Source organism: Pantoea sp. JK, assembly GCF_026130245.1.
In the GTDB taxonomy this organism is placed as follows: Bacteria; Pseudomonadota; Gammaproteobacteria; order Enterobacterales; family Enterobacteriaceae; genus Pantoea; species Pantoea trifolii.
Genome location: NZ_JAINFN010000007.1, coordinates 225,739 through 246,991 on the forward strand (window position 1 = coordinate 225,739; position 21,253 = coordinate 246,991).

The 21,253-nt window shown below is 56.7% G+C and carries 16 protein-coding genes; 6 read left to right on the top strand and 10 right to left on the bottom strand.

Features of this window, described 5'->3' with window-relative positions; all coding sequences use genetic code 11:
* Positions 1-7 precede the first annotated feature (7 nt).
* The 8 genes from panC to thpR all read right to left on the bottom strand — a co-directional run bounded on the left by panC (position 8) and on the right by thpR (position 6,595).
* Positions 8-862, bottom strand: coding sequence for a pantoate--beta-alanine ligase (panC, locus tag PanJK_RS16610; RefSeq protein ID WP_256695639.1), 855 nt, complete (start codon positions 860-862; stop codon positions 8-10).
* Between the two features lie 15 nt (positions 863-877).
* Positions 878-1,672 carry a 3-methyl-2-oxobutanoate hydroxymethyltransferase gene (gene panB / locus PanJK_RS16615; RefSeq protein ID WP_265301248.1) on the bottom strand — a complete coding sequence of 265 codons (795 nt, stop codon included), beginning with the start codon at positions 1,670-1,672 and terminating at the stop codon, positions 878-880.
* A 42-nt stretch (positions 1,673-1,714) separates the two neighbouring features.
* A complete protein-coding gene (gene folK / locus PanJK_RS16620) occupies positions 1,715-2,200 on the bottom strand; it encodes a 2-amino-4-hydroxy-6-hydroxymethyldihydropteridine diphosphokinase (RefSeq protein ID WP_256695641.1) in 486 nt (161 codons plus the stop codon).
* The gene (pcnB, locus tag PanJK_RS16625) at positions 2,197-3,609 is read right to left on the bottom strand and encodes a polynucleotide adenylyltransferase PcnB (protein WP_217646662.1); all 1,413 of its coding nucleotides are present in this window, start codon (positions 3,607-3,609) and stop codon (positions 2,197-2,199) included. The genes folK and pcnB overlap by 4 nt, the downstream gene beginning before the upstream one ends.
* Positions 3,610-3,647: 38 nt before the next feature.
* The gene (gene gluQRS, locus PanJK_RS16630) at positions 3,648-4,577 is read right to left on the bottom strand and encodes a tRNA glutamyl-Q(34) synthetase GluQRS (protein ID WP_265301251.1); all 930 of its coding nucleotides are present in this window, start codon (positions 4,575-4,577) and stop codon (positions 3,648-3,650) included.
* Between the two features lie 70 nt (positions 4,578-4,647).
* Positions 4,648-5,103, bottom strand: coding sequence for an RNA polymerase-binding protein DksA (gene dksA / locus PanJK_RS16635; RefSeq protein ID WP_007888770.1), 456 nt, complete (start codon positions 5,101-5,103; stop codon positions 4,648-4,650).
* Positions 5,104-5,350: 247 nt separating this feature from the next.
* On the bottom strand, positions 5,351-6,055 hold the full coding sequence (sfsA, locus tag PanJK_RS16640; protein WP_265301253.1) for a DNA/RNA nuclease SfsA: 705 nt from the start codon (positions 6,053-6,055) through the stop codon (positions 5,351-5,353).
* A complete protein-coding gene (gene thpR, locus PanJK_RS16645; protein ID WP_265301349.1) occupies positions 6,056-6,595 on the bottom strand; it encodes an RNA 2',3'-cyclic phosphodiesterase in 540 nt (179 codons plus the stop codon).
* Positions 6,596-6,631: 36 nt separating this feature from the next.
* Here thpR and hrpB point away from each other — a divergent pair, with 36 nt between their 5' ends.
* A complete protein-coding gene (hrpB, locus tag PanJK_RS16650; RefSeq protein ID WP_265301255.1) occupies positions 6,632-9,106 on the top strand; it encodes an ATP-dependent helicase HrpB in 2,475 nt (824 codons plus the stop codon).
* Positions 9,107-9,204: 98 nt separating this feature from the next.
* The gene (gene mrcB, locus PanJK_RS16655; protein WP_265301257.1) at positions 9,205-11,730 is read left to right on the top strand and encodes a bifunctional glycosyl transferase/transpeptidase; all 2,526 of its coding nucleotides are present in this window, start codon (positions 9,205-9,207) and stop codon (positions 11,728-11,730) included.
* A 54-nt stretch (positions 11,731-11,784) separates the two neighbouring features.
* Here mrcB and PanJK_RS16660 read toward each other — a convergent pair whose 3' ends face one another.
* Together PanJK_RS16660 and PanJK_RS16665 are read right to left on the bottom strand one after the other, a co-directional pair.
* Positions 11,785-13,170, bottom strand: a complete 1,386-nt coding sequence (locus tag PanJK_RS16660) for a bifunctional cytidylyltransferase/SDR family oxidoreductase (RefSeq protein WP_265301259.1) — start codon at positions 13,168-13,170, stop codon at positions 11,785-11,787.
* A 3-nt stretch (positions 13,171-13,173) separates the two neighbouring features.
* A complete protein-coding gene (locus tag PanJK_RS16665; protein WP_265301261.1) occupies positions 13,174-15,000 on the bottom strand; it encodes a glycosyltransferase family 25 protein in 1,827 nt (608 codons plus the stop codon).
* Between the two features lie 333 nt (positions 15,001-15,333).
* Between PanJK_RS16665 and fhuA the strand changes: the two genes are divergently transcribed.
* The 4 genes from fhuA to fhuB are packed head-to-tail and all read left to right on the top strand — an operon-like array spanning position 15,334 to position 21,243.
* Positions 15,334-17,529 carry a ferrichrome porin FhuA gene (gene fhuA / locus PanJK_RS16670; RefSeq protein ID WP_265301262.1) on the top strand — a complete coding sequence of 732 codons (2,196 nt, stop codon included), beginning with the start codon at positions 15,334-15,336 and terminating at the stop codon, positions 17,527-17,529.
* Between the two features lie 55 nt (positions 17,530-17,584).
* Positions 17,585-18,379, top strand: coding sequence for a Fe3+-hydroxamate ABC transporter ATP-binding protein FhuC (fhuC, locus tag PanJK_RS16675; RefSeq protein WP_007888799.1), 795 nt, complete (start codon positions 17,585-17,587; stop codon positions 18,377-18,379).
* Positions 18,380-18,388: 9 nt separating this feature from the next.
* Complete coding sequence (fhuD, locus tag PanJK_RS16680; protein ID WP_265301265.1) at positions 18,389-19,267, top strand: Fe(3+)-hydroxamate ABC transporter substrate-binding protein FhuD; 879 nt, start codon at positions 18,389-18,391, stop codon at positions 19,265-19,267.
* Positions 19,267-21,243, top strand: coding sequence for a Fe(3+)-hydroxamate ABC transporter permease FhuB (gene fhuB, locus PanJK_RS16685; protein WP_265301267.1), 1,977 nt, complete (start codon positions 19,267-19,269; stop codon positions 21,241-21,243). Before fhuD ends, fhuB begins: the two co-directional genes overlap by 1 nt.
* Positions 21,244-21,253: the final 10 nt, after the last annotated feature.

Below are 21,253 nucleotides of genomic sequence, written 5' to 3' on the forward strand. Positions count from 1 at the left end.
CGGAAAACTACTCCGTCAGATCCACTTGCTGATTATCAATCAGACGCGCATTACCAAGCCATGCGGCCATCAGAATCACCGCGCGCTGGCTGTCCACGTTGAGCGCTTGTAAGGTTTCGGCATCGCAAATCGCCAGTCCATCCGGACGGAAACCCTTCTCACGCAACGCCACTTCCGCGTGCTCAATAATTTCTTCGACATGGCGCTCGCCGTTGCTCAGACGTTCGGCCATGCTGTTCATCACCTGGCTGAGACCGGCGGCGATGTTACGCTCGTCGGCGGTGAGATAGCCATTGCGCGAACTCAGCGCCAGGCCATCTTTCGCGCGCACCGTTGGCACGCCCACAATCTCGATATCGAAGCCCATATCCGCCACCATCTTGCGGATGATTGCCAGCTGCTGAAAATCCTTCTCGCCAAAGCAGGCGATGTCAGGCTGCACCAGATTAAACAGTTTGCTGACGATGGTAGAGACGCCACGGAAATGTCCTGGACGGCTGGCCCCTTCCAGCAGCGATGATAAACCCGGCACTTCCACGAAGGTTTGGCTATCAAGGCCTTTTGGATAGACATCCGCGGGCGCGGGTGCGAACACCAGATCCACGCTATGACGATTCAGCTTCTCGCAATCGTCCTGCAGCGTGCGCGGATAGCGCGCCAGATCGTCGGGACGATCAAACTGCATCGGGTTAACGAAAATCGAGACCACTACAACGTCGGCGCGCTCACGCGCTTCATCGACCAACGTCAGATGACCGTCGTGCAGGTTGCCCATAGTGGGCACCAGCGCGATACGTTTGCCTGCCTGACGCCAGCGACGAATTTCACGACGCAGCATCGGCAGTGTTTCAATGATCAGCACTGCAAATCTCCTGATTTACTGGAAACTGTGTTCAGCGGCAGGGTAGCGGCCCGCTTCAACGTCGGCGATATATTGGCGAATCGCCGCGCGAATGTCGCCGGTTTCAGCGAGGAAATTTTTGGCAAATTTGGGAATGTGGCCGCCGGTAATGCCAAAGGCGTCATGCATCACCAGAATCTGGCCGTCAGTGACGTTGCCCGCACCGATGCCGATCACCGGCACCGACAGCGCTTTGGTGACGCGTTCCGCCAGCGCCACCGGCACGCACTCCAGCACCAGCAGCTGCATACCGGCGGCTTCCAGCGCCAGCGCATCGGCCAGCAGACGTTCAGCGGCGGCTTCATCGCGGCCCTGCACTTTATAGCCACCGAAGATGTTCACCGATTGCGGCGTCAGGCCCAAATGGCCGCACACCGGCACGGCGCGCTCGGTGAGCATACGCACGGTTTCCGCCAGCCACTCGCCACCTTCCAGCTTCACCATATTGGCGCCCGCGCGCATCAGCTGTGCGGCGTTAGTGAACGTCTGTTCCGGCGTGGCGTAACTCATAAACGGCAGATCGGCCATCAGCAGCGCCAGCGGCGCGCCACGGCGCACGGCGGCGGTGTGATAGGCGATATCGTCCACGGTGACCGGCAAGGTCGATTCGTGGCCCTGCACGGTCATGCCGAGCGAATCACCAATCAGCATCACCTGAATGCCTTCATCGGCAAACAGGCGGGCAAAACTGAAGTCGTACGCCGTCAGCGTGGCAAATTTGCGGCCGCTGGTTTTGAGTTGGCGTAAATGGGAGAGGGTTGTTGGTTTCATCACACGCTCCAGAGTTTTCTGATGCGCGCAGTGTACTACGGCTTACTCAGACCACAAACGGATAGCGCTGCGATCCAGAGTGGCAAGAATGGCAGATAAAGCTTGCCCGTTCGGCAGCGACAATTGCGGGGCAATCTCCAGCAGCGGCACCAGCATAAAGGCGCGATTGTGCATGTCGTAATGCGGCACGGTCAGACGCGGCGTGGAAATGGTTTCGCTGCCAAACAGCATGATATCGAGATCCAGCGTGCGCGGTCCCCAGCGTTCGGCTTTGCGCACGCGACCGTGCTCCAGCTCAATGCGCTGGGTATGATCGAGCAGCGCATCGGCCTCCAGTGCAGTTTCCAGCGCCACCACCGCATTAAGGTAATCGGGTTGATCCGGCGGACCGTACGGCGGTGTGCGATACAGCGATGACGTGGCGATGCGCGAAGTGTGCGGAATGGCGTCTAGCGCGGCCAACGCTGCATCAACCTGATGCAGCGGATCGGCCAGATTACTGCCTAAAGCGAGGTAAACGCGGGTCATTGCGGGCTGTTAGTGCGCGGCCCGGTTGGACGGCGACGCGGACGGCGCGGTTTGCGGCGCGGTGCCGGATCGTCGCCCAGCGTGGTCATCATGGTTTTCTGCTGCACCGGTGCCGCCGCCTGGAACTCGCCCCACCAATGCGTCAGCTTTTGCAGCTCAGGATTGTTTTCCACGTCGGCACGCAGCGCCATCAAATCGTAAGCGGCACGGAACTTAGGATGCTCCATCAGCTTCCACGCACGCTTGCCGTGACGACGCGACATGCGCAGCTGCAGCTGCCAGATATCACGAATCAGCGTTGTGATACGTTTTGGAATCGCCAGCGCGCGGCAGGCTTCGTCCAGCGTTTCGTTCATCGACAGGGCGAAAGCATCGTAATAGGTCAGGCCGCTTTCCTGCGCAATGCGTTCGGCGGATTCCAGCTGCGGATACCAGAACATCGCGGCAAACAGGAAGGCCGGATTGACGCGCATATCATTCTGAATGCGGGTGTCGGTATTTTTCAGTACCTGCGCCACCATACGTTCCATCAGGCTGTCGCTTTCGGCGGTGAAACCGCGCGTCAGCGTTGGGAACAGCGGCTGGAACAGCTGATATTCACGCATCATCTGATAGGTGCGGTAGCCGTAACCGGCCTGCAGCAGCTTGAGCGACTCTTCAAACATACGCGCTGGCGGAATGTCATTCAGCAGCGTCGCCAGACGCGGGATTGGCTCGGCAGTTTCAGCCGCGATACGCATCTGCAGCTTAGCGGCGAAGCGCACCACGCGCAGCATACGCACCGGATCTTCGCGATAGCGGGTTTCCGGGTCGCCAATCATGCGAATGATGCCTTCGTGCAGATCGTGCAAGCCACCGACGTAATCACGTACGGTGAAATCGGCCACGCTGTAATAGAGGCTGTTAATGGTGAGATCGCGGCGCTGGGCATCGTCTTCAATGCTGCCGAAAATGTTGTCACGCAGCAGCATGCCGTTTTGGCCGCGCTGCGAGCTGTTGCGATCTTCTTCGCTCTCTTCATGATGATGGCCACGGAAGGTGGCGACTTCGATCACTTCCGGACCGAACATCACATGCGCCAGACGAAAACGACGACCGACCAAACGGCAGTTGCGGAACAGCTTACGCATCTGTTCAGGCGTGGCGTTGGTGGTGATATCAAAGTCTTTCGGCTTGCTGCCGAGCAGCAAATCGCGCACGCCGCCGCCCACCAGGTAGGCTTCGAATCCGGCTTTGTTCAGGCGATAGAGCACTTTGAGGGCGTTTTCGCTGATATCTTTGCGTGAGATGTTGTGGCTTTCTCGTGGAATGACAGTCATCTGACCAGGACTTTCAGCTTCCACCTCTTCAGGCGCCTCCTCATCACGCTTGAGGACTCTCCGGCAAAAATTAGCGACTCGGGTAAAAATGGGACACCTCGACAGTGAGAAAAAGGGTGTTAATAAAATCAGCGGCTAATCATAGCCTGTTGAGAACCATTTAGGAATGGTGATGTCGTTTCATCCTCTTTGAGACCGTTCTGCAACGGAATCAGGCGGATATTCCACTGTGCCACCGCCTGTTTCAACAGGCTTTCCAGCGATTCATCCTGCCAGCCTGGTGAAACCGGCTGGCCAAGAAAGCGCAAGGCTTGCACCAATAGCGGCCGCGCATCACCATCGGGCAGCGCCGGCGCATGATTCTGCTTGGAAAGCTTATGGCCATCGCGATTGACCGCCAGCGGCAAATGCAGATAATCCGGCACTGGCCAGGCAAACTGCTGATACAAGGCAATCTGGCGTACCGTTGGCTCAATCAAATCCGCGCCGCGCACGATCTCCGTCACGCCCTGAAAATGGTCATCGACCACCACCGCGAGGTTGTAGGCAAACAGCCCATCACGGCGATGGATAATAAAATCTTCCTGCGCCAGCTGCGGTTCGGCCTGCAAATGGCCGCGCAGGCGATCGTTAAAGCCGTTAACCGGCGCATGTTGACGCAGGCGCAGCGCGGCGTTGTCAGGCGGCAACTGCAAATCGCGGCAGTGACCATCATAAAAGCCGCCCAGCTGCTGAATACGGCTGCGCGTGCAGGTGCAGAAGTAACTTTGACGATGCGTTTGCAACCAGCTCAGCGCGGCGCGATAGGCGTCGTGGCGCTGTGACTGCCACAAAACCTCGCCATCCCAATGCAGACCATAATGTTCCAGCTGCTGCAAAATACGCGTTGCGGCACCGGGAACTTCACGTGGGGGATCGGTATCTTCAATGCGCACCAGCCAGCGTCCCTGTTGCGCGCGCGCGCTCAGGTAACTGCCTAATGCAGCAATCAGCGAACCAAAATGGAGGTCACCCGAAGGAGAGGGAGCGAAACGCCCAATGCAGAGTGAAGGATTCATAACGAAGTGTACCGCACGTCGGGAAAACAGGGATTTCCCCGGCTGTGCGGTAGCAATTTGCTCACGGCCATTAGCCAGCCATCTGCTTCTCGCGGATTTCTGCCAGCGTTTTGCAGTCAATGCAGAGATCGGCAGTCGGACGCGCTTCAAGGCGGCGAATACCAATTTCTACACCGCAGGAGTCGCAGTAACCGAAATCGTCGTCATCCACTTTCTTGAGCGTTTTCTCAATCTTTTTAATGAGTTTGCGCTCACGATCGCGGTTACGCAATTCCAGGCTGAACTCTTCTTCCTGCGCGGCACGGTCGACCGGATCCGGGAAGTTAGCAGCTTCGTCCTGCATATGTGACACAGTGCGATCTACTTCATCCCGAAGTTGGTTGCGCCAGGCTTCCAGAATTTTACGGAAATGGCCTAGCTGGGCGTCGTTCATATACTCTTCGCCCGGTTTCACCTGATAAGGCTCAACTCCAGCGATGGCGAGGATACTCAGGGACGATGTTTTACGGTTTTGCCCTTCTTGCATGTTGTTTCTCCTGGATAACACGCACTTCCCTAAATACGTCAAGTTGCATGTGCGTTGACTGTGTGCCTACAACCCGAACGATTTAGGGCTTATCGATTCCCATAAAGGGAAAAAAACAGGCCGCTATAAATAGCAGAAGCAATCAAGGTTGGCAATTATTCCTGACCACTACTTGACAAGCCTCTGAACAATCGCGTATTCAGCGCCTCGCCCAGAACATTCCTATCACACCAAATTGCTATAAATATTACAACGCTACGTTAATCGGATGCGTCAGTAATATCTTTAACGGTGAAATTTGAGCTTGATACGCCAAAACTTCCACACCACAACGCTGCGCCTGTTCCAGTAGTTCTGCGTAGTGCACGTCGATATGGCGTGCCGGGGAAACGTCCTCAATCCCCGTATGCAAAACTGCGAACAACAAAACGGCTCGATGACCTTCTGCCACGATAGAGCTCAATTCGCGCAGATGTTTCTGTCCACGAGCCGTCACCGCATCCGGAAAATAGCCTTTACCTGCTTGTAAAAGGGTGACGGACTTGACTTCAATATAGCAGTTCGATCGGCCACCCGCTTGCAGCAGGAAATCAATTCGGCTTTTTTCCGTGCCGTATTTCACTTCAGGCTGGCAGCGGCTGTAAGCGGATAATTCCGGAATGGTATCGAGCGTCAGCGCTTCGCGCACCAGCTGATTAGCGCGCAGCGTATTGACGCAGATCCAGTGGCCTTGCTGGGTCTCGGTGAGCTCCCAGCTGTGCGGATATTTTCGCGTGGCACTGTTGGACGTCGAATACCACACGGTATCGCCTGGCGTGGCGCAGCCGGTCATCGCGCCGGTATTGGCGCAGTGAATGGTCAGCGTTTCACCTTCTGGCGTAACCACATCGGCTAAAAAGCGTTTGTAACGGGCGATCAAGCGGGCGGGTTTGAGTGGCGGATCGAACTCCATTTACTCTCCTGTGGATGATAGTAGCGGCCAGCGGGCCAGCGCCTGATAACGCGTGCGGCCGCGCGTGACGTTCGAAGCGAACAGCGCAAAATGGCGGATATCGGCGCGCCAGTGAAAGCCGCGCGGCGGTAACGCGATCTGTGGTGCCGCGTGGCGCAACAGCGTGACGTGCGGATGAAACGGTTGCGGGCTCTGCACGCAGCCATGACGCGCCGCTTGCGCACGCAGCAGGCTGGCGAGTTGCAGTAATCCGCGCGGTGCACGCTGGCAGCCGAGCCACACCACGCCGGGACGCGGCCAGTGACCGGCGTCATTCAAATCAAGGGAAAAACCCGGCTGTTCGATGCGTGAGGCCAGCAGCTGCAGCTTACGTGAGGTCTCATCGCTAACCTCGCCGAGAAACGCCAGCGTCAGATGCAGGTTGGCCGCCGCCACCGGTTTCCCGGCTTCGGCAGAAAAATTATCCGCGCGCCACTGTACCAGCTGTTGCTGGAGCGGAGCGGGCAGTTCAAGAGCAAAAAACAGACGTTGCGTTGCCAGGTTGGCCTCCGGTAATCCGCGCCTCAGAGTGCTACAATGCGCGCCATCTTAGCACAGGCATTTTGGGAGTTGAGTTTGAGTGAGTTACCGGTAAGCGAGGTGCTGCCTGCGTTGCTGGCCGCGCTGGTGCAGTCGCCGCAGGTGTTGCTGGCGGCGCCGACCGGCGCAGGTAAATCCACCTGGCTGCCGTTACAGCTGCTAAAACACGCCCAATTGTCCGGCCGCATCATCATGCTGGAGCCGCGTCGGCTGGCGGCACGCAACGTGGCGCAGCGTCTGGCGGAACTGCTTGGCGAGCAGCCGGGCGGCACCGTTGGCTATCGCATGCGCGGTGAAAACTGCTGCGGTGCCAACACGCGCCTCGAAGTGGTCACCGAAGGCATTTTGACGCGCATGTTGCAGCGCGATCCGATGTTGGAAGGCGTTTCGCTGGTGATCCTTGATGAATTCCACGAGCGCAGCCTGCAGGCCGACCTCGCGCTGGCGCTGCTGCTCGATGTGCAGCAAGGATTGCGCGACGATCTGAAAATCCTGCTAATGTCGGCAACGCTCGACAATCAACGTTTGCGTCAATTGCTGCCGGATGCGCCTTTTGTTGTCTCGGAAGGCCGCAGCTTCCCGGTCACGCGACGCTATGTCTCACTCAACACTCAACAACGTTTTGAGGAAGCGGTGGCGCGCGAGGTGGCACAACTGCTGCGCGACGAGTCAGGATCGCTGCTGCTGTTCCTGCCCGGCGTGGCAGAAATTGAAAGAGTGAAGCGCGAACTGGAAGCGCGGGTCGGTGACGAGGTGGATCTCTCTCCTTTATATGGCGCGCTGTCGCTGGAGGCGCAACGCCGCGCCATCCTGCCGTCTCCGGCGGGCCGGCGCAAAGTGGTGCTGGCGACCAACATCGCTGAAACCAGTTTGACCATCGAAGGTATCCGATTAGTGGTCGATAGTGCGCTGGAGCGCTCGGCGCAGTTTGACGTGCGCAGCGGCGTGACGCGGCTGCAAACGCAGCGCATCAGCCAGGCATCAATGACGCAGCGTGCCGGACGTGCCGGGCGATTAGAACCGGGCATCTGCCTGCATTTGCTGCCGCAAGAGCAGGCGCTGCGCGCAGCAGCGCAGAGCGAACCGGAAATTCTCCAGAGCGATTTGACCTCGCTGCAGATCGATCTGCTGCAATGGGGTTGTCAGGATGCGACGCAGCTGACCTGGCTTGATGCGCCGCCGCCGCGCAACTTGCGTGCGGCGTGCGAGCGGTTAACGCAGCTCGGCGCGCTGGAGAATCACCAACTTAACGCACGCGGTCGCAAGATGGCGGCGCTGGGCAGCGATCCGCGCCTGAGCGCGATTCTGGTGGCCGCCGGGCAAAACAACGATGCCATCGCCAGCGCCGCGCTGTTGGTGGCGATTCTGGAAGATCCTCCACGCAGTGGCAGCGTTGATTTGCGTGATGCGCTTAATCATCCGCAGTCGCACTGGCAGCGCCGTGCGCGTCAGTGGCAGAAACGCCTCAACGCCAGTGGCGGCAGCATTAATCCCGACTTGTTCCCGCAGCTGCTGGCCGCCGGTTTTGCCGATCGTCTGGCGCAGCGTCGTGGCGACAGTGCGCGTTATCAGCTGGCGAATGGCATTGGCGCGATGCTCAACGAACAAGATGGTTTGAGCCGCTATGAGTGGCTGATTGCGCCGACGCTGCTGCAGGGCGCCAGCGCCGCTGATGCGCGCATGTTGCTGGCGCTGCCGGTGGATATCGACGCGTTACGCCGAGCGTCTCCAACCTTAGTTGAGCAGCGCACCGACGTGGAGTGGGACGAGGAGAAAGGCACCATGCGCGCGTGGAAGCGCGAACTCATTGGTGCGCTGGTCCTGAAAGCACAGCCGCAGGCGCGTCCGGAAGCGGAAATATTGCATCCGGCGATGCTGCGCTGGATCCGTGAAAAAGGATTGTCGGTGCTGGGCTGGAAAGAAGACGCTGAGCAGCTACGCTTGCGGGTGCATTGTGCCACGCAGTGGTTGCCGGAAGAGGCGTGGCCGCCGCTGGACGATGAGAGCCTGCTCGATACGCTTGAAAGCTGGCTGTTGCCGGAGATGATTGCGGTGCGCGATCTGAAAGGATTGCAGAGCATCAATCTTGTCAGCGCATTATTACATTTGCTGACATGGTCACAACGTCAGCGGCTGGATACTGTGCTGCCAACTCATTACACTGTGCCGACCGGAAGCCGCCTGCCGATCCGCTACGATGCCGAGAAGCCACCCGCGCTGGCGGTGCGGATTCAGGAGATGTTTGGCGAAGCACAGAATCCGGCGGTGGCCGATGGCCGCGTACCGCTGGTATTAGAGCTGCTCTCGCCCGCGCACCGTCCGTTGCAGATCACCCGCGACCTCGCGGCGTTCTGGCGCGGTGCCTATCCCGAAGTGCAGAAAGAGATGAAAGGGCGCTATCCAAAGCATCCGTGGCCGGACGATCCGGCCAACGCCTTACCCACAAGGCGGACCAAGAAATTTTCATCGTGAAACGCTGTGGATCGAATTCAGAGGGTTCTGCCATGCGCAGCACGAGAAAGCAGTTAGAGTAACGGCCGCCGCCGTAGTAATGCCTGGAGAATAAAAGCATGTCTGGGAACGATCGCGAACCTATTGGGCGCAAAGGAAAAGCGCCAAAGCCGCCGCGCAGCACTGCGCGTCGGGGTCGCCGCAGGGAACTTGATGATGATATCGATCAGGACGATTTTGATGAAGAAGATGAGGAGAGTGGACCGGTGCCACCAAAAAGTAAAAAACGTCCGCCACGCGGCAAACGTCGCTGGTTAGGCTGGTTGATTAAACTCTTCCTGGTCTTTGTGGTAGTGATGGCCGCCTGGGGCGTCTATCTCGACTCGGAAATCCGCAGCCGCATCGACGGTAAAGTGTGGCAACTGCCGGCCGCCGTTTATGGCCGCATGGTTAACCTCGAACCGGGCATGTCGTACGACAAAAAAGAGATGATTGCGCTGCTGGAAGGCACGCAGTATCGCGAAGTGTCGCGCATCACCCGTCCGGGCGAGTTTAGCGTCAAAGGCAACACCATTGACCTGCTGCGTCGTCCGTTTGATTTCCCGGACAGCAAAGAAGGGCAGATCAACGCGCGTCTGACGTTTAGCAACGATGAGCTGAGCGAGATTAAAAACCTCGATACCGGCCGTGATTTTGGCTTCTTCCGCCTCGATCCGCGCCTGATCACCATGTTGCAGTCGCCGAACGGTGAACAGCGTCTGTTCGTGCCGCGCGCCGGTTTCCCGGATCTGCTGGTTAGCACCTTGATCGCCACCGAAGACCGTCACTTCTACGAGCACGACGGCATTAGCCCGTATTCGATTGGTCGAGCGTTCCTCGCCAACATCACCGCCGGTAAAGCGGTGCAGGGCGGCAGTACGCTGACGCAGCAGCTGGTGAAAAACCTGTTCCTCACCAACGAGCGTTCGCTGTGGCGTAAAGCACGTGAAGCCTATATGGCGGTGATCATGGATGCGCGCTACAGCAAAGATCGCATCCTCGAGCTGTATCTCAATGAGGTGTATCTCGGCCAGACCGGTAACGATCAGATCCGCGGCTTCCCGCTGGCGAGTCTGTATTACTTTGGTCGTCCGGTGGATGAGCTGAGCCTCGATCAGCAGGCGATGCTGGTTGGCATGGTGAAAGGCGCGTCGCTGTACAATCCGTGGCGTAATCCGAAACTGGCGCTGGAGCGACGTAACCTGGTGCTGCGTTTGTTGCAGCAGCAGAACGTCATCGATCAGGAACTGTATGACATGTTGTCGGCGCGTCCGCTGGGCGTGCAGCCTAAAGGCGGCGTGATCACGCCACAGCCGGCGTTTATGCAGATGGTGCGTAACGAGCTGCAGGCTAAGCTCGGCGACAAAATGAAAGATCTCTCTGGCGTGAAGATTTTCACCACGCTGGATGCGATCTCGCAGGATGCCGCTGAGAAAGCGGTGGTGGAAGGCATTCCTACGCTGAAAAAACAGCGGGGACTGAAAGATCTGGAAACCGCGATGGTGGTGGTTGACCGCTTCAGTGGTGAAGTGCGCGCCATGGTTGGCGGTGCCGATCCGCAGTTTGCCGGTTACAACCGCGCATTGCAGGCGCGTCGTTCGATTGGCTCGCTGGCAAAACCGGCGACCTATCTCACCGCGCTGAGTCAGCCGAACAGCTATCGCCTCAACAGCTGGATCGCCGATGAGCCGATTGCGCTGAAACAGCCGAATGGCACCATCTGGAAACCGATGAATGACGATCGTCGTTTCAGCGGCAAAGTGATGCTGGTGGATGCGTTGACCAACTCGATGAACGTGCCAACCGTCAACCTCGGTATGACGCTGGGACTGGATGCGGTGGTCGATACCTGGAACAAACTCGGCGTGCCGAAAGATCAGCTGCATCCGGTACCATCCATGCTGCTGGGTGCACTGAACCTAACGCCGATTGAGGTGGCGCAGGCGTTCCAGTCGATTGCCAGCGGCGGTAACCGCGCTGAGCTGTCGGCGGTGCGTTCAGTGATTGCCGAGGATGGCACGGTGCTGTATCAGAGCTATCCGCAGGCGCAGCGCGTCGAACCAGCGCAGGCCGCGTATCTCACGCTCTACACCATGCAGCAGGTCGCCGATCACGGTACCGCGCGTGCGCTGGGTGCACGATATCCGAAAGCGCATCTGGCGGGCAAAACCGGTACCACCAATGACCTGATCGACAGCTGGTTCGCCGGTGTCGATGGCAAAGAAGTGGCGATTACCTGGGTTGGTCGTGATAACAACCAAACCTCGAAACTGTACGGTGCCAGCGGTGCGATGCAGCTTTATCGTCGTTATCTCGACAACCAGGCGCCGATGCCGCTGGTGCTGACGCCGCCGGAAGATATCACGCAGATGAACGTCGATTCTGCCGGTAACTTCGTTTGCGGTAGCGGCAGCAGCACATGGCGTTCGCTGCCGGTGTGGTCGCTGGATCCGAATGCGCTGTGTCAGCAGCAGCAACAGCAGGTTCAGCAGCAGCAGTTGCAGCAGCAACAAGAGCAGCAGCAACAGCAGCAACAGCCACAGAATGAGCAGAAAGATTCTGACGGCGTCGCGGGTTGGATTAAGGATATGTTCGGCAGCAAATAACTTGCCGAAAAATACAAAGGGCGCTGCGGCGCCCTTTTTCATTGGGATAGGTGGTCAGCGGGGCTGGTTCTTGCAGTTACTTTTACGAATATCAATAACCATACCAGTGCTTTGCGTCACCAGAACTTCCAGGCTTTTTACTGCAACGTCTCGCGCATGTAACAGTGATTCTGCCGGTTCCTCGCCAAAATTAACGGTTCTCATTGGCGTTGCGGTACGCTCAGGATTAATGCAGTTCACTTTGACCTTATCCTCAATCCACTCTTCCGCCAGCGCCTGAGTCAAATTGACTACCGCAGCTTTTGCAGAGGAGTAAAGGGCATAAAAGGCCCGTCCGCGCGTATAGGAACTGGATGTAAAATTCAATAACATGCCGGAATTACTGGTTAAGCGCTCTTTTGCCGCAATCGCCACGTTTACGGCCCCGAGATAATTAATGTTAATCAGCGCCATAACTTCATGCTGAGTCAGCGTGGAGAGCGGTTTCTTAATTAATACACCTGCAGTGTTGACGATATAATCAATATTGCCATGCTCGGCAATGATGTTATTTAAATAGTTTTTAATGCTGTCGAGCTGAGTGATATCGATATCATTATGTGAACGGCTGGCAATATGCACTTTGGCCCCGCATAGCGTGGCAACTTTCATCATCTCCAGACCAATTCCACTACCGCCACCAAAAATAACCATATGCTTATCGCGCAGGAAATCGAGACTGGCAGTATTCAATGAATGTGAGCTTTTCTCCTGCAGCAATTTCTCTGCGATATAGAGGTCAAGTGGATGGGTGATTTTGATATTGTTTTCATCTCCCTCAACGGTAATAACACGCGTTTCAGGCAGCATATTACGCAGCACGCCGCAGTCGCAGGTAAACGTAAACTTACCTATGGCCGCCGCTTTCTCATAAGCCTGGCGAATTTTCTCCAGACGAAATGCTTGAGGTGTCTGGCCACGACGCATGCTGGCACGATGAGGAATATGGGCAATGCAGCCATCATCGTGTACTTCTACTAAGGTATCTGCTGAGGGGATCACCACATCTACGGCGTCAAAGGATTCCAGGGCATCTACGCATTTGCGAATGATTGCGTCGCTAATTAATGGCCGCACGGCATCATGCAGTAAGATTTTGCATTGACCGTCATAGTCGCTAAGGGTTTTCAGTGCGGAATATGTCGAGTCAAAACGTTCTTTACCGCCGTTCACCACTTTACTCACTTTATGCCACTGATTTTTAGCCACCAGTTCCCACATAAAATCGATGTGCTCATTTTGCGAGACAATAATAATCTCATCAATGTCGACCGACGTTTCAAAACGCTCGATGGTATATTCAATCACCGCACGACCCGCCAACTTAGCAAATTGTTTCGGCTTGTCGCTGCCAAAGCGGGTGCCTGTACCGCCAGAAAGTATTATGGCTACATTTTTCATTTTTTATTCCGCCGCTTGCGGTCTGAGTGATGAACAAATAATTTCAGCGATCTTCTCGCCCGCCGTTTTCTTTTCTATCTGCAGTTCCTCTTGCAGCACCTGTTCCCGGCGCATTTTCATTGCATCGCGCCCCGCGACAATGTTGTCAACAAAGGTGAAAATATCCTCTTCGCACCAGGCAACGTCGTAGGCGTCATAAATGAAATCTGCAGTGCGGTTTAAACCGTGGCAGGTTTCGTGGGTGAGATAGAGGATGGGTTTTTTCGACGGCAGATATTCCAGCAGGAAAGAGCCGGCGTCTGCGATGAGTGCATCGGAACGCGCAAAAGTATGGGTGTAATCATGCCCGTGATCCCACTCCAGATTGGCGTGCTGCTGCGCCGTGCTAAGTAATTGCTGATAAAGGCTACGTGCCGATGAGTTGGCTTCATTTATCCACTGGCTTAGCAGCGGATGAGGGCGAATGATCAGATGAATATTCTGACGCTCAATCAGCTTCAGGATCGCGCTGCCGTAAAGGTTGAAAGTGGTGTACATCTTCTGATCGCCCGGCAGCACGAAATGCGGTGTCCACAGGAAAGTGGTTACTGTGCGTGGCTGCGGCTTATCTGAAAGAGGGAAACGACGTTGATAGTGGTCAAATTTAGGATGGCCAGTAACGTGTACATGGCGATTTCCTGCCTGACATTGCAGTGCAAACTCAGCTTTATGTTTTTCTGAACGGGCAAATATCCACGTCGCCAGATTCTGACAGAGCAAATTATACTGATACACCATACTTTCAGCGCCAATTCCGGTGTCGAGCGCGTAAGGGATATAAGCGATCTTCACGCCGCGCTCATGCAAGTAGTCGCTGCGGAAGGCTTCGGGTCGCGCTTCGTCGTAAGGGTTTTGCAGGAACACCACATCCGGCTGACGCGCCTCCAACTGATAATCTTCAAACCCGATATAGTCGAGCCCTCTTTCACGCAGAATTTCACGCTGAATATCGCCATTAACATCGCTGGCCTTCCAGTTCAGGTAAGGCACCACCACGATGCGGCAATCGAAGACGGGATTGGCCTGCATCGCCTCAATTACCGATTCAAAATTTGTCCAACCCGGCGGCCACTGGAAGTAAAAATCGACCTTAATTGGACCGGTAGTGGAGGGCGTGAATTTGGCGGGCGCAACAATTTGACTCAACGGCTTTCTGAAGAGTGCGCGGTAATCTACCGTTCTATTTTCGATATCGCTTTTGTCGAGCCGTTGTGCGCCGGCGTTGGGGAACACGCCCAGCCACAGATCCTGCTGCATCAGGCTATTCCAGTGCACATCAAGGGCATATTGCGCCTGCGCGCCACCTTGCAATTGTGCCTGCAGCGCTGCGCGATAGTTTTCAATCAGCGTGGCGTAATAGCGGAGATTGGCGATATACGCGCAGGCGCACCACGCGAAGTTGGCGCGTACGATATAGTCCACGCTTTTCAACGGCGTGACGCGGCGATAATTGGCCGCCAGAAAAGCCACTTGCCAGTTGATTTGCGGCAGGGCGGCAAAGTAGCGGTTGAGATTGTCATAATTCGCCTGGTTTTCATCAAAGCTGAAGTCATCTTCCAGAATCAGCACCCGCTCCCAGCCGTTATCGCGTGCCATCTCCAGCGCGGCAATATGCGATTGCGTGCAGCCGATGTAGCCCTTTTCATGCTTGATCGCATTCAGACGAACGATTTTTTCAGCGGTTAGACCTAACTTTTTAAGCTGTTTAGTGATGCGGGTTAATCGGTCTTTGCGTTTCTTCAAATTGATGAAGATAACGCGATCAACAATGTTCCAGTTTATAGCGGCCATGACGATGTCTTTAGAAAGAGAATGCATGACATAAGCAATTAGCGGGCCAATTCTTAAATAAATGATTTTATTGATTATTTTTAATTAATGGCTCAATCGGGATGAAATGAATTTCCGCTTTGCGGCAGTGTAATTTCCCGATTGGTGGCCTGCGCTCGCTTCATCGCTAATTTATTATTCGCGATCATGAATATGCGCGATCTGGCTGTAAACGCCGCGCTAACGGCCATTAGACGTTGCGAATGTGGAGATATTTCGCCTAAAATCCGTGCGTCATAATAATCATTCTCGTTTGTATTCGCCTGCATCGACTTTTTTCGAGAGACCTCACTTATGAATACGCGAAACACCAATCCTTGTTTTTTCCGCCCGCGTTCGCTGGCTTGGCTTATTTCACTGACTCTGGGTACGTTCAGCGTGCAGGCGTTGGCAGAAGATACCGTGGTTGTCAGCGCCGATGGTGGCAGCGGCGTGGCGCAAGAGAATGCATGGGGCCCTTCGCCAACCATCGCGGCCAAACGCAGCGCCACCGGCACCAAAACCGATACGCCGATTGAGAAGAACCCGCAGTCGATCTCTGTGGTCACGCAGGAAGAGATGGCGATGAAAAACGTCACCAGCGTGAAAGGGGCTTTCAACTATACGCCTGGCGTATTGACCGGCAACCGCGGTAGCTCCAATGTCATCGATGCGCTTTCTATTCGCGGCTTCAGCGAAACCAACACCAATCAATATCTTGATGGCCTGAAACTGCAGGGCGATAACTACTCTGAGTTTGCTATCGATCCCTATTTCCTCGAGCGCGCCGAGCTGCTGCGCGGTCCGGTTTCAGTGCTGTACGGCAAGAGCAATCCGGGCGGCGTGGTGTCGCTGGTGAGTAAGCGTCCTACGCAGGAGACGCTGCGTGAAGTGCAGTTCCAGATGGGCACCAATAATCAGTTCTCCACCGGTTTCGACTTCGGCGGCTCGCTGGATGATGACGGCGTTTACAGCTATCGCCTGACCGGCCTCGCGCGCAGCGCTGATGCGCAGCAGGAGATGAACAAAGAGAAGCGTTACACCATTGCGCCATCGTTCAGCTGGCGTCCGGATGAGAATACGCGTTTTGATCTGCTGACCTATTTCCAGAACGAACCGGAAACCGGCTATTACGGCTGGTTGCCGCGTCAGGGCACCGTGGTGGGCATCACGCGTCCTGACGGCAGCAGTTACAAGCTGCCGACCAACTTTGATGAAGGCGAAGACAGCAACAAGATTTCGCGCAACACCAAGATGGTGGGTTACAACTTCGAGCACAGCTTCAACGATACCTGGACGGTGCGACAGAATCTGCGCTATGCGGATCTGAGAACGGATTATCGCAGTATTTATGGCAATGGTTTCATTCCCGCTACACAGCAAATCACCCGCGGTTCAGCGGTTTCTAATGAAAAGCTGAATCAGTTTGCGTTGGATAACCAGGTTCAAGCTAAATTTGCCACCGGTGCCGTGGATCATACTTTGCTGATGGGCGTGGATTATCAGCGTACCCGCAATGATATTGATGCTGCCTTTGGTAGCGCCGCACCGATCAGTGCAATCAATCCGCAATATGGCAATGACGCGGTTATCGGTACGCCATTCCCGTATCAATATCTAAACCGTCAGGAACAAACTGGCCTCTACTCCCAGGATCAAATGGAGTGGAACCGTTGGGTGCTGACATTAGGCGGTCGCTATGATTACGCGATGACCTCGGCATTGAACCGTAACGGTAATACAGAAGAGAAAAACCACGATCAGGCCTTCACCTGGCGCGGTGGTTTGAATTACGTATTTGATAACGGCATCGCGCCGTATTTCAGCTATAGCGAATCGTTTATTCCTACAGCGGGTACCACATCCAGCGGCCAAACATTCGATCCTTCACGCGCTAAGCAGTACGAAGCCGGTGTGAAATATGTGCCAAAAGATCGTCCGATTGTTATCACGGGTGCGGTCTATCAGCTCACGAAAACGAAGAACCTCACAGCCGATCCCAATAGTCTGCAATTCAGCGTGCAAGGTGGTGAAATTCGTTCACGCGGCGTGGAGTTAGAAGCCAAAGCGGCGATAAATGCCAATATCAACCTGACAGCCGCTTACTCTTATACCGATGCCGAATATACGCATGACACCTTACTGAAAGGCAAAACGCCGGTGCAGGTGCCGAAGCATATGGCATCGATATGGAGTGATTACACCTTCCACGAAACTGCGCTTTCAGGCGTAACGCTGGGTGCAGGTGTACGTTATGTCGGCGAAAGCAAAGGTATCTACAGCGCCAATGACCCGGCGAACGAGAACCAAAACTTTGACGTCGCCGGTTACACCACCGTTGATGCCGCGCTGAAATACGATCTCGCACGCTTTGGCATGCCGGGCTCCACCATCGGCGTTAACGTCAATAATCTGTTCGATCGTGAATATGTCGCCAGCTGCTACCGCGACTACGCCTGCTACTGGGGCGCTGAGCGTCAGATTGTCGGTACTGCGACTTTCCGCTTCTGATCACGTTACGTAGGTCGCCATTAATGGCGACCCTACCGATTAACCAGGGATTATCATGCAGCATCCGCACCACGCAGAAACCACCTTCAGGCTGGATAACGTCAGTTTTCGTGTGCCAGGCCGCACGCTGCTGCATCCGCTGTCTCTTACTTTTGCACCGGGCAAAGTCACCGCGCTGATTGGTCATAATGGTTCCGGCAAATCCACGCTGCTGAAAATGCTCGGTCGTCACCATGCGGCGAGTGAAGGGCGCGTGTTGCTGAATGAGGACGCGGTAGATAACTGGGGCAGCAAAGATTTTGCGCGTCAGGTGGCGTATTTGCCGCAGCAACTGCCCGCGGCGGAAGGCATGACGGTGCGCGAGCTGGTGGCGATTGGCCGCTATCCGTGGCACGGCGCGCTGGGCCGCTATGGTCAGGAAGATCGCGATCGGGTAGAAGAGGCGATTACGCTGGTGGGATTAAAGCCTTTTGCCGGGCGTCTGGTGGATAGCCTTTCTGGCGGCGAGCGCCAGCGTGCCTGGCTGGCGATGCTGGTGGCGCAGAACAGTCGCTGTCTGCTGCTGGACGAACCGACGTCGGCGCTGGATATCGCCCATCAGGTTGATGTGCTGGCGCTGATTCAGCGTCTCAGCCGCGAACGTGGGCTGACGGTGATTGCGGTGCTGCACGATCTCAACATGGCGGCGCGCTATTGCGATCGTTTGGTGGCGCTGCGCGGTGGCGAAGTGATTGCCGAAGGCGGCCCTGAGGTGATCATGCAGGCCGATGTGCTGGGCAACATTTACGGTATTCCGATGGGCATTTTGCCGCATCCGCTGGGCGGCGCGCCCGTCAGTTTCGTTTATTAAGGCCTCGCCATGTTCGACATTTCTCGCCGCCGCCTGCTGACGGCGCTGGCGCTTTCCCCCTTGATGTCCGCGTTGCCGCTGCGTGCCGCCGTGCCGGATGCGCAGCGCATTCTGGCGCTGGAGTGGCTGCCAGTGGAGCTGCTGATGGCGCTCGGCGTGACGCCACTCGGCGTGGCCGACATGCACAACTACAACATTTGGGTCGGCGATCCGCAGCTGCCGTCCGGCGTTATCGATCTCGGTCTGCGCACCGAACCCAATCTGGAGCTGATGACGCAGCTCGAACCTTCGCTCATTCTGCACTCCAATGGTTACGGCCCGGCGCTGGATAAGCTGCAGCGCATCGCGCCGACCATGGGTTTTGACCTTAATAGCGGCGACGGCAAACCGCTCAGCACCGCGCGTCACTCGCTGCAGGCGCTCGGCGCGCGTCTTGGCCGTGAAGCGCAGGCCGTGCAGCATCTGCAGTATGTGGATGAGCAGCTGGCGGCGGCGCGTGAACGCCTCAAGCCGTGGGCCGATCGTCCGGTGCTGCTGATGTCACTGATGGATAGCCGCCATGCGATTACCTTCGGTAAAAACAGCCTGTTTCTCGAGGTGATGGAGATCCTTGGCTTGAGCAATGCCTGGCAGGGTGAAACCAACTTCTGGGGCAGCGCGGTTGTTGGGCTGGAGCGGCTGGCGGAAGTAGGTGATGTGCAGGTGATCTGCTTCGATCACGATAACGATCGCGATATGCAGCAAGTGATGGCTACCGCGCTGTGGCAGGCGCTGCCGTTTGTGCGCGCGCAGCGTTTCCAGCGCGTGCCGGCGGTGTGGTATTACGGCGCGACCTATTCGGCGCTGAAATTTGTCCGCGTGCTGGAACACGCGCTGGAGTCGCACTGATGCGCAATCGTCTTTTTCCCGTCGCGCTGCTGAGTGCAGTCTTTCTGCTGGCGCTGGCCTTAACTTTTATCAATTTGCGTCAGGCGCTGCCAGGCGATCAGTGGTCTCAGGCGTTTTTCGCGCCTGACATCAACAACATCCAGCAAGTGGTGTTTCATCACAGCTTGCTGTCGCGTCTGGCGCTGTCGCTGCTGGTTGGCGCGGGCCTTGCCCTCGCCGGTTTGCTGTTTCAACAGGTGCTGCGTAATCCGCTGGCGGAACCCACCACGCTGGGCGTGTCGTCCGGCGCTCAGCTGGGGATTACCGTCGCGACGTTATGGCATTTGCCGGGCGGCGAGCTCACGCAGCAGTTTGCGGCGATGGGCGGCGCGGTGCTGGTCGGCATTCTGGTATTCGGCGTGGCCTGGGGCAAACGTTTGTCGCCAGTGACGCTGATTCTGGCTGGGCTGGTATTGAGTTTGTACGCCGGTTCGGTGAATCAAATCTTCGCTATCTTCAATCACGATCAGCTGCAAAACATGTTCCTGTGGAGCACCGGCGCACTCAATCAGCTGGATGGACACAACGTGGCCCAGCTGTGGCCGCGTCTGCTGCTGGCGTTTGTGGTGGCGCTGGCGCTGCTGCGCCCGCTGACGTTGATGGGGCTCGATGATGGCGTAGCGAAAAATCTCGGTCTGGCGCTGTCGGCGGCGCGTATTGCCGCGCTGGCGCTGGCGATTTTGCTTAGCGCGCAGTTGGTCAATGTTGCGGGCATCATCGGCTTTATCGGCCTGTTTGCGCCGCTGCTGGCGAAGATGCTCGGTGGACGTCGCCTGATTAGCCGCATGATGCTGGCCCCGTTGATTGGTGCGCTGCTGCTGTGGCTGGCCGATCAGTGCGTGCTGTGGCTCACCAGCCACTGGCGCGAAGTCTCGACCGGCACGGCGACCGCGCTGATCGGCGTGCCGATTCTGCTGTGGCTGTTGCCGCGCTTGCGTACCGGATCGGTGCCACCGGCGCTCAATCAGGGCGATAGCGTGCCGGCTGAGCGGCAGAACGTCTTGCGCTGGTGTCTGATTGGATTACTGGTTCTGGGCATATTCAGCTGGGTTGGCATTACCTTTGGTCGTGATGCGCAGGGCTTTACGTGGGTGGGCGGCGATATGCTGCATCAACTGCTGCCGTGGCGCGCACCGCGCGTATTGGCCGCGCTGATTGTCGGCATGATGCTCGGCGTGGCAGGTGCGCTGATCCAGCGTCTCACCGGCAATCCGATGGCGAGCCCTGAAGTGCTGGGCATCAGCTCGGGTGCGGCGTGTGGCGTGGTGGTGATGATGTTCTTTGTGCCGGGGGATGCGGTAGCCTGGCTGTTGCCTGCCGGTGCGCTGGGTGCGGCATTGACGCTGATGATTATTATGCTGGTGGCGAGTCGCGGCGGCTTCTCGCCAGAACGCATGTTGCTGGCGGGCATGGCGCTCAACAGCGCGTTCGTCACTATTTTGATGGTGCTGCTGGCCAGCGGCGATCCGCGCATGGGCGGCTTGCTGAGCTGGATTTCCGGTTCAACCTACAACATCAATATGCAGCAAGCGGTGCAAAGCGCGGTGGTGGGTTTGGTGCTGATTGCGCTGGCACCGCTGGCGAGTCGCTGGCTAACGTTGTTGCCACTCGGCAGCGCCACTGCGCGTTCAGCGGGTATGGCGTTGACCACCTCGCGCCTTAGCTTGCTGTTGCTGGCTGCGGCATTGACCGCCACGGCCACGTTAACTATTGGGCCGCTGAGCTTTATTGGGCTGATGGCGCCGCATATCGTGCGCATGCTTGGGTTCCGCCGTGCGTTACCGCAGGTGTTGATGGCCGGTTTGTTGGGCGGCGGTTTGATGATTTTCGCCGACTGGTGCGGCAGGATGCTGGCGTTCCCGGATCAAATTCCAGCCGGGTTGATGGCGACCTTCTTTGGTGCGCCGTATTTTATTTGGCTGTTGCGGCGGGCATAGCAGAAGGGCG

Excerpts from the sequence above, each read along its gene's own strand:
- panB (WP_265301248.1), bottom strand. The coding sequence starts at position 1,672 with ATGAAACCAACAACCCTCTCCCATTTACGCCAACTCAAAACCAGCGGC.
- folK (WP_256695641.1), bottom strand. The coding sequence starts at position 2,200 with ATGACCCGCGTTTACCTCGCTTTAGGCAGTAATCTGGCCGATCCGCTG.
- gluQRS (WP_265301251.1), bottom strand. The coding sequence starts at position 4,577 with ATGAATCCTTCACTCTGCATTGGGCGTTTCGCTCCCTCTCCTTCGGGT.
- dksA (WP_007888770.1), bottom strand. The coding sequence starts at position 5,103 with ATGCAAGAAGGGCAAAACCGTAAAACATCGTCCCTGAGTATCCTCGCC.
- sfsA (WP_265301253.1), bottom strand. The coding sequence starts at position 6,055 with ATGGAGTTCGATCCGCCACTCAAACCCGCCCGCTTGATCGCCCGTTAC.
- hrpB (WP_265301255.1), top strand. The coding sequence starts at position 6,632 with ATGCGCGCCATCTTAGCACAGGCATTTTGGGAGTTGAGTTTGAGTGAG.
- mrcB (WP_265301257.1), top strand. The coding sequence starts at position 9,205 with ATGTCTGGGAACGATCGCGAACCTATTGGGCGCAAAGGAAAAGCGCCA.
- PanJK_RS16660 (WP_265301259.1), bottom strand. The coding sequence starts at position 13,170 with ATGAAAAATGTAGCCATAATACTTTCTGGCGGTACAGGCACCCGCTTT.
- PanJK_RS16665 (WP_265301261.1), bottom strand. The coding sequence starts at position 15,000 with ATGGCCGCTATAAACTGGAACATTGTTGATCGCGTTATCTTCATCAAT.
- fhuA (WP_265301262.1), top strand. The coding sequence starts at position 15,334 with ATGAATACGCGAAACACCAATCCTTGTTTTTTCCGCCCGCGTTCGCTG.
- fhuC (WP_007888799.1), top strand. The coding sequence starts at position 17,585 with ATGCAGCATCCGCACCACGCAGAAACCACCTTCAGGCTGGATAACGTC.
- fhuD (WP_265301265.1), top strand. The coding sequence starts at position 18,389 with ATGTTCGACATTTCTCGCCGCCGCCTGCTGACGGCGCTGGCGCTTTCC.
- fhuB (WP_265301267.1), top strand. The coding sequence starts at position 19,267 with ATGCGCAATCGTCTTTTTCCCGTCGCGCTGCTGAGTGCAGTCTTTCTG.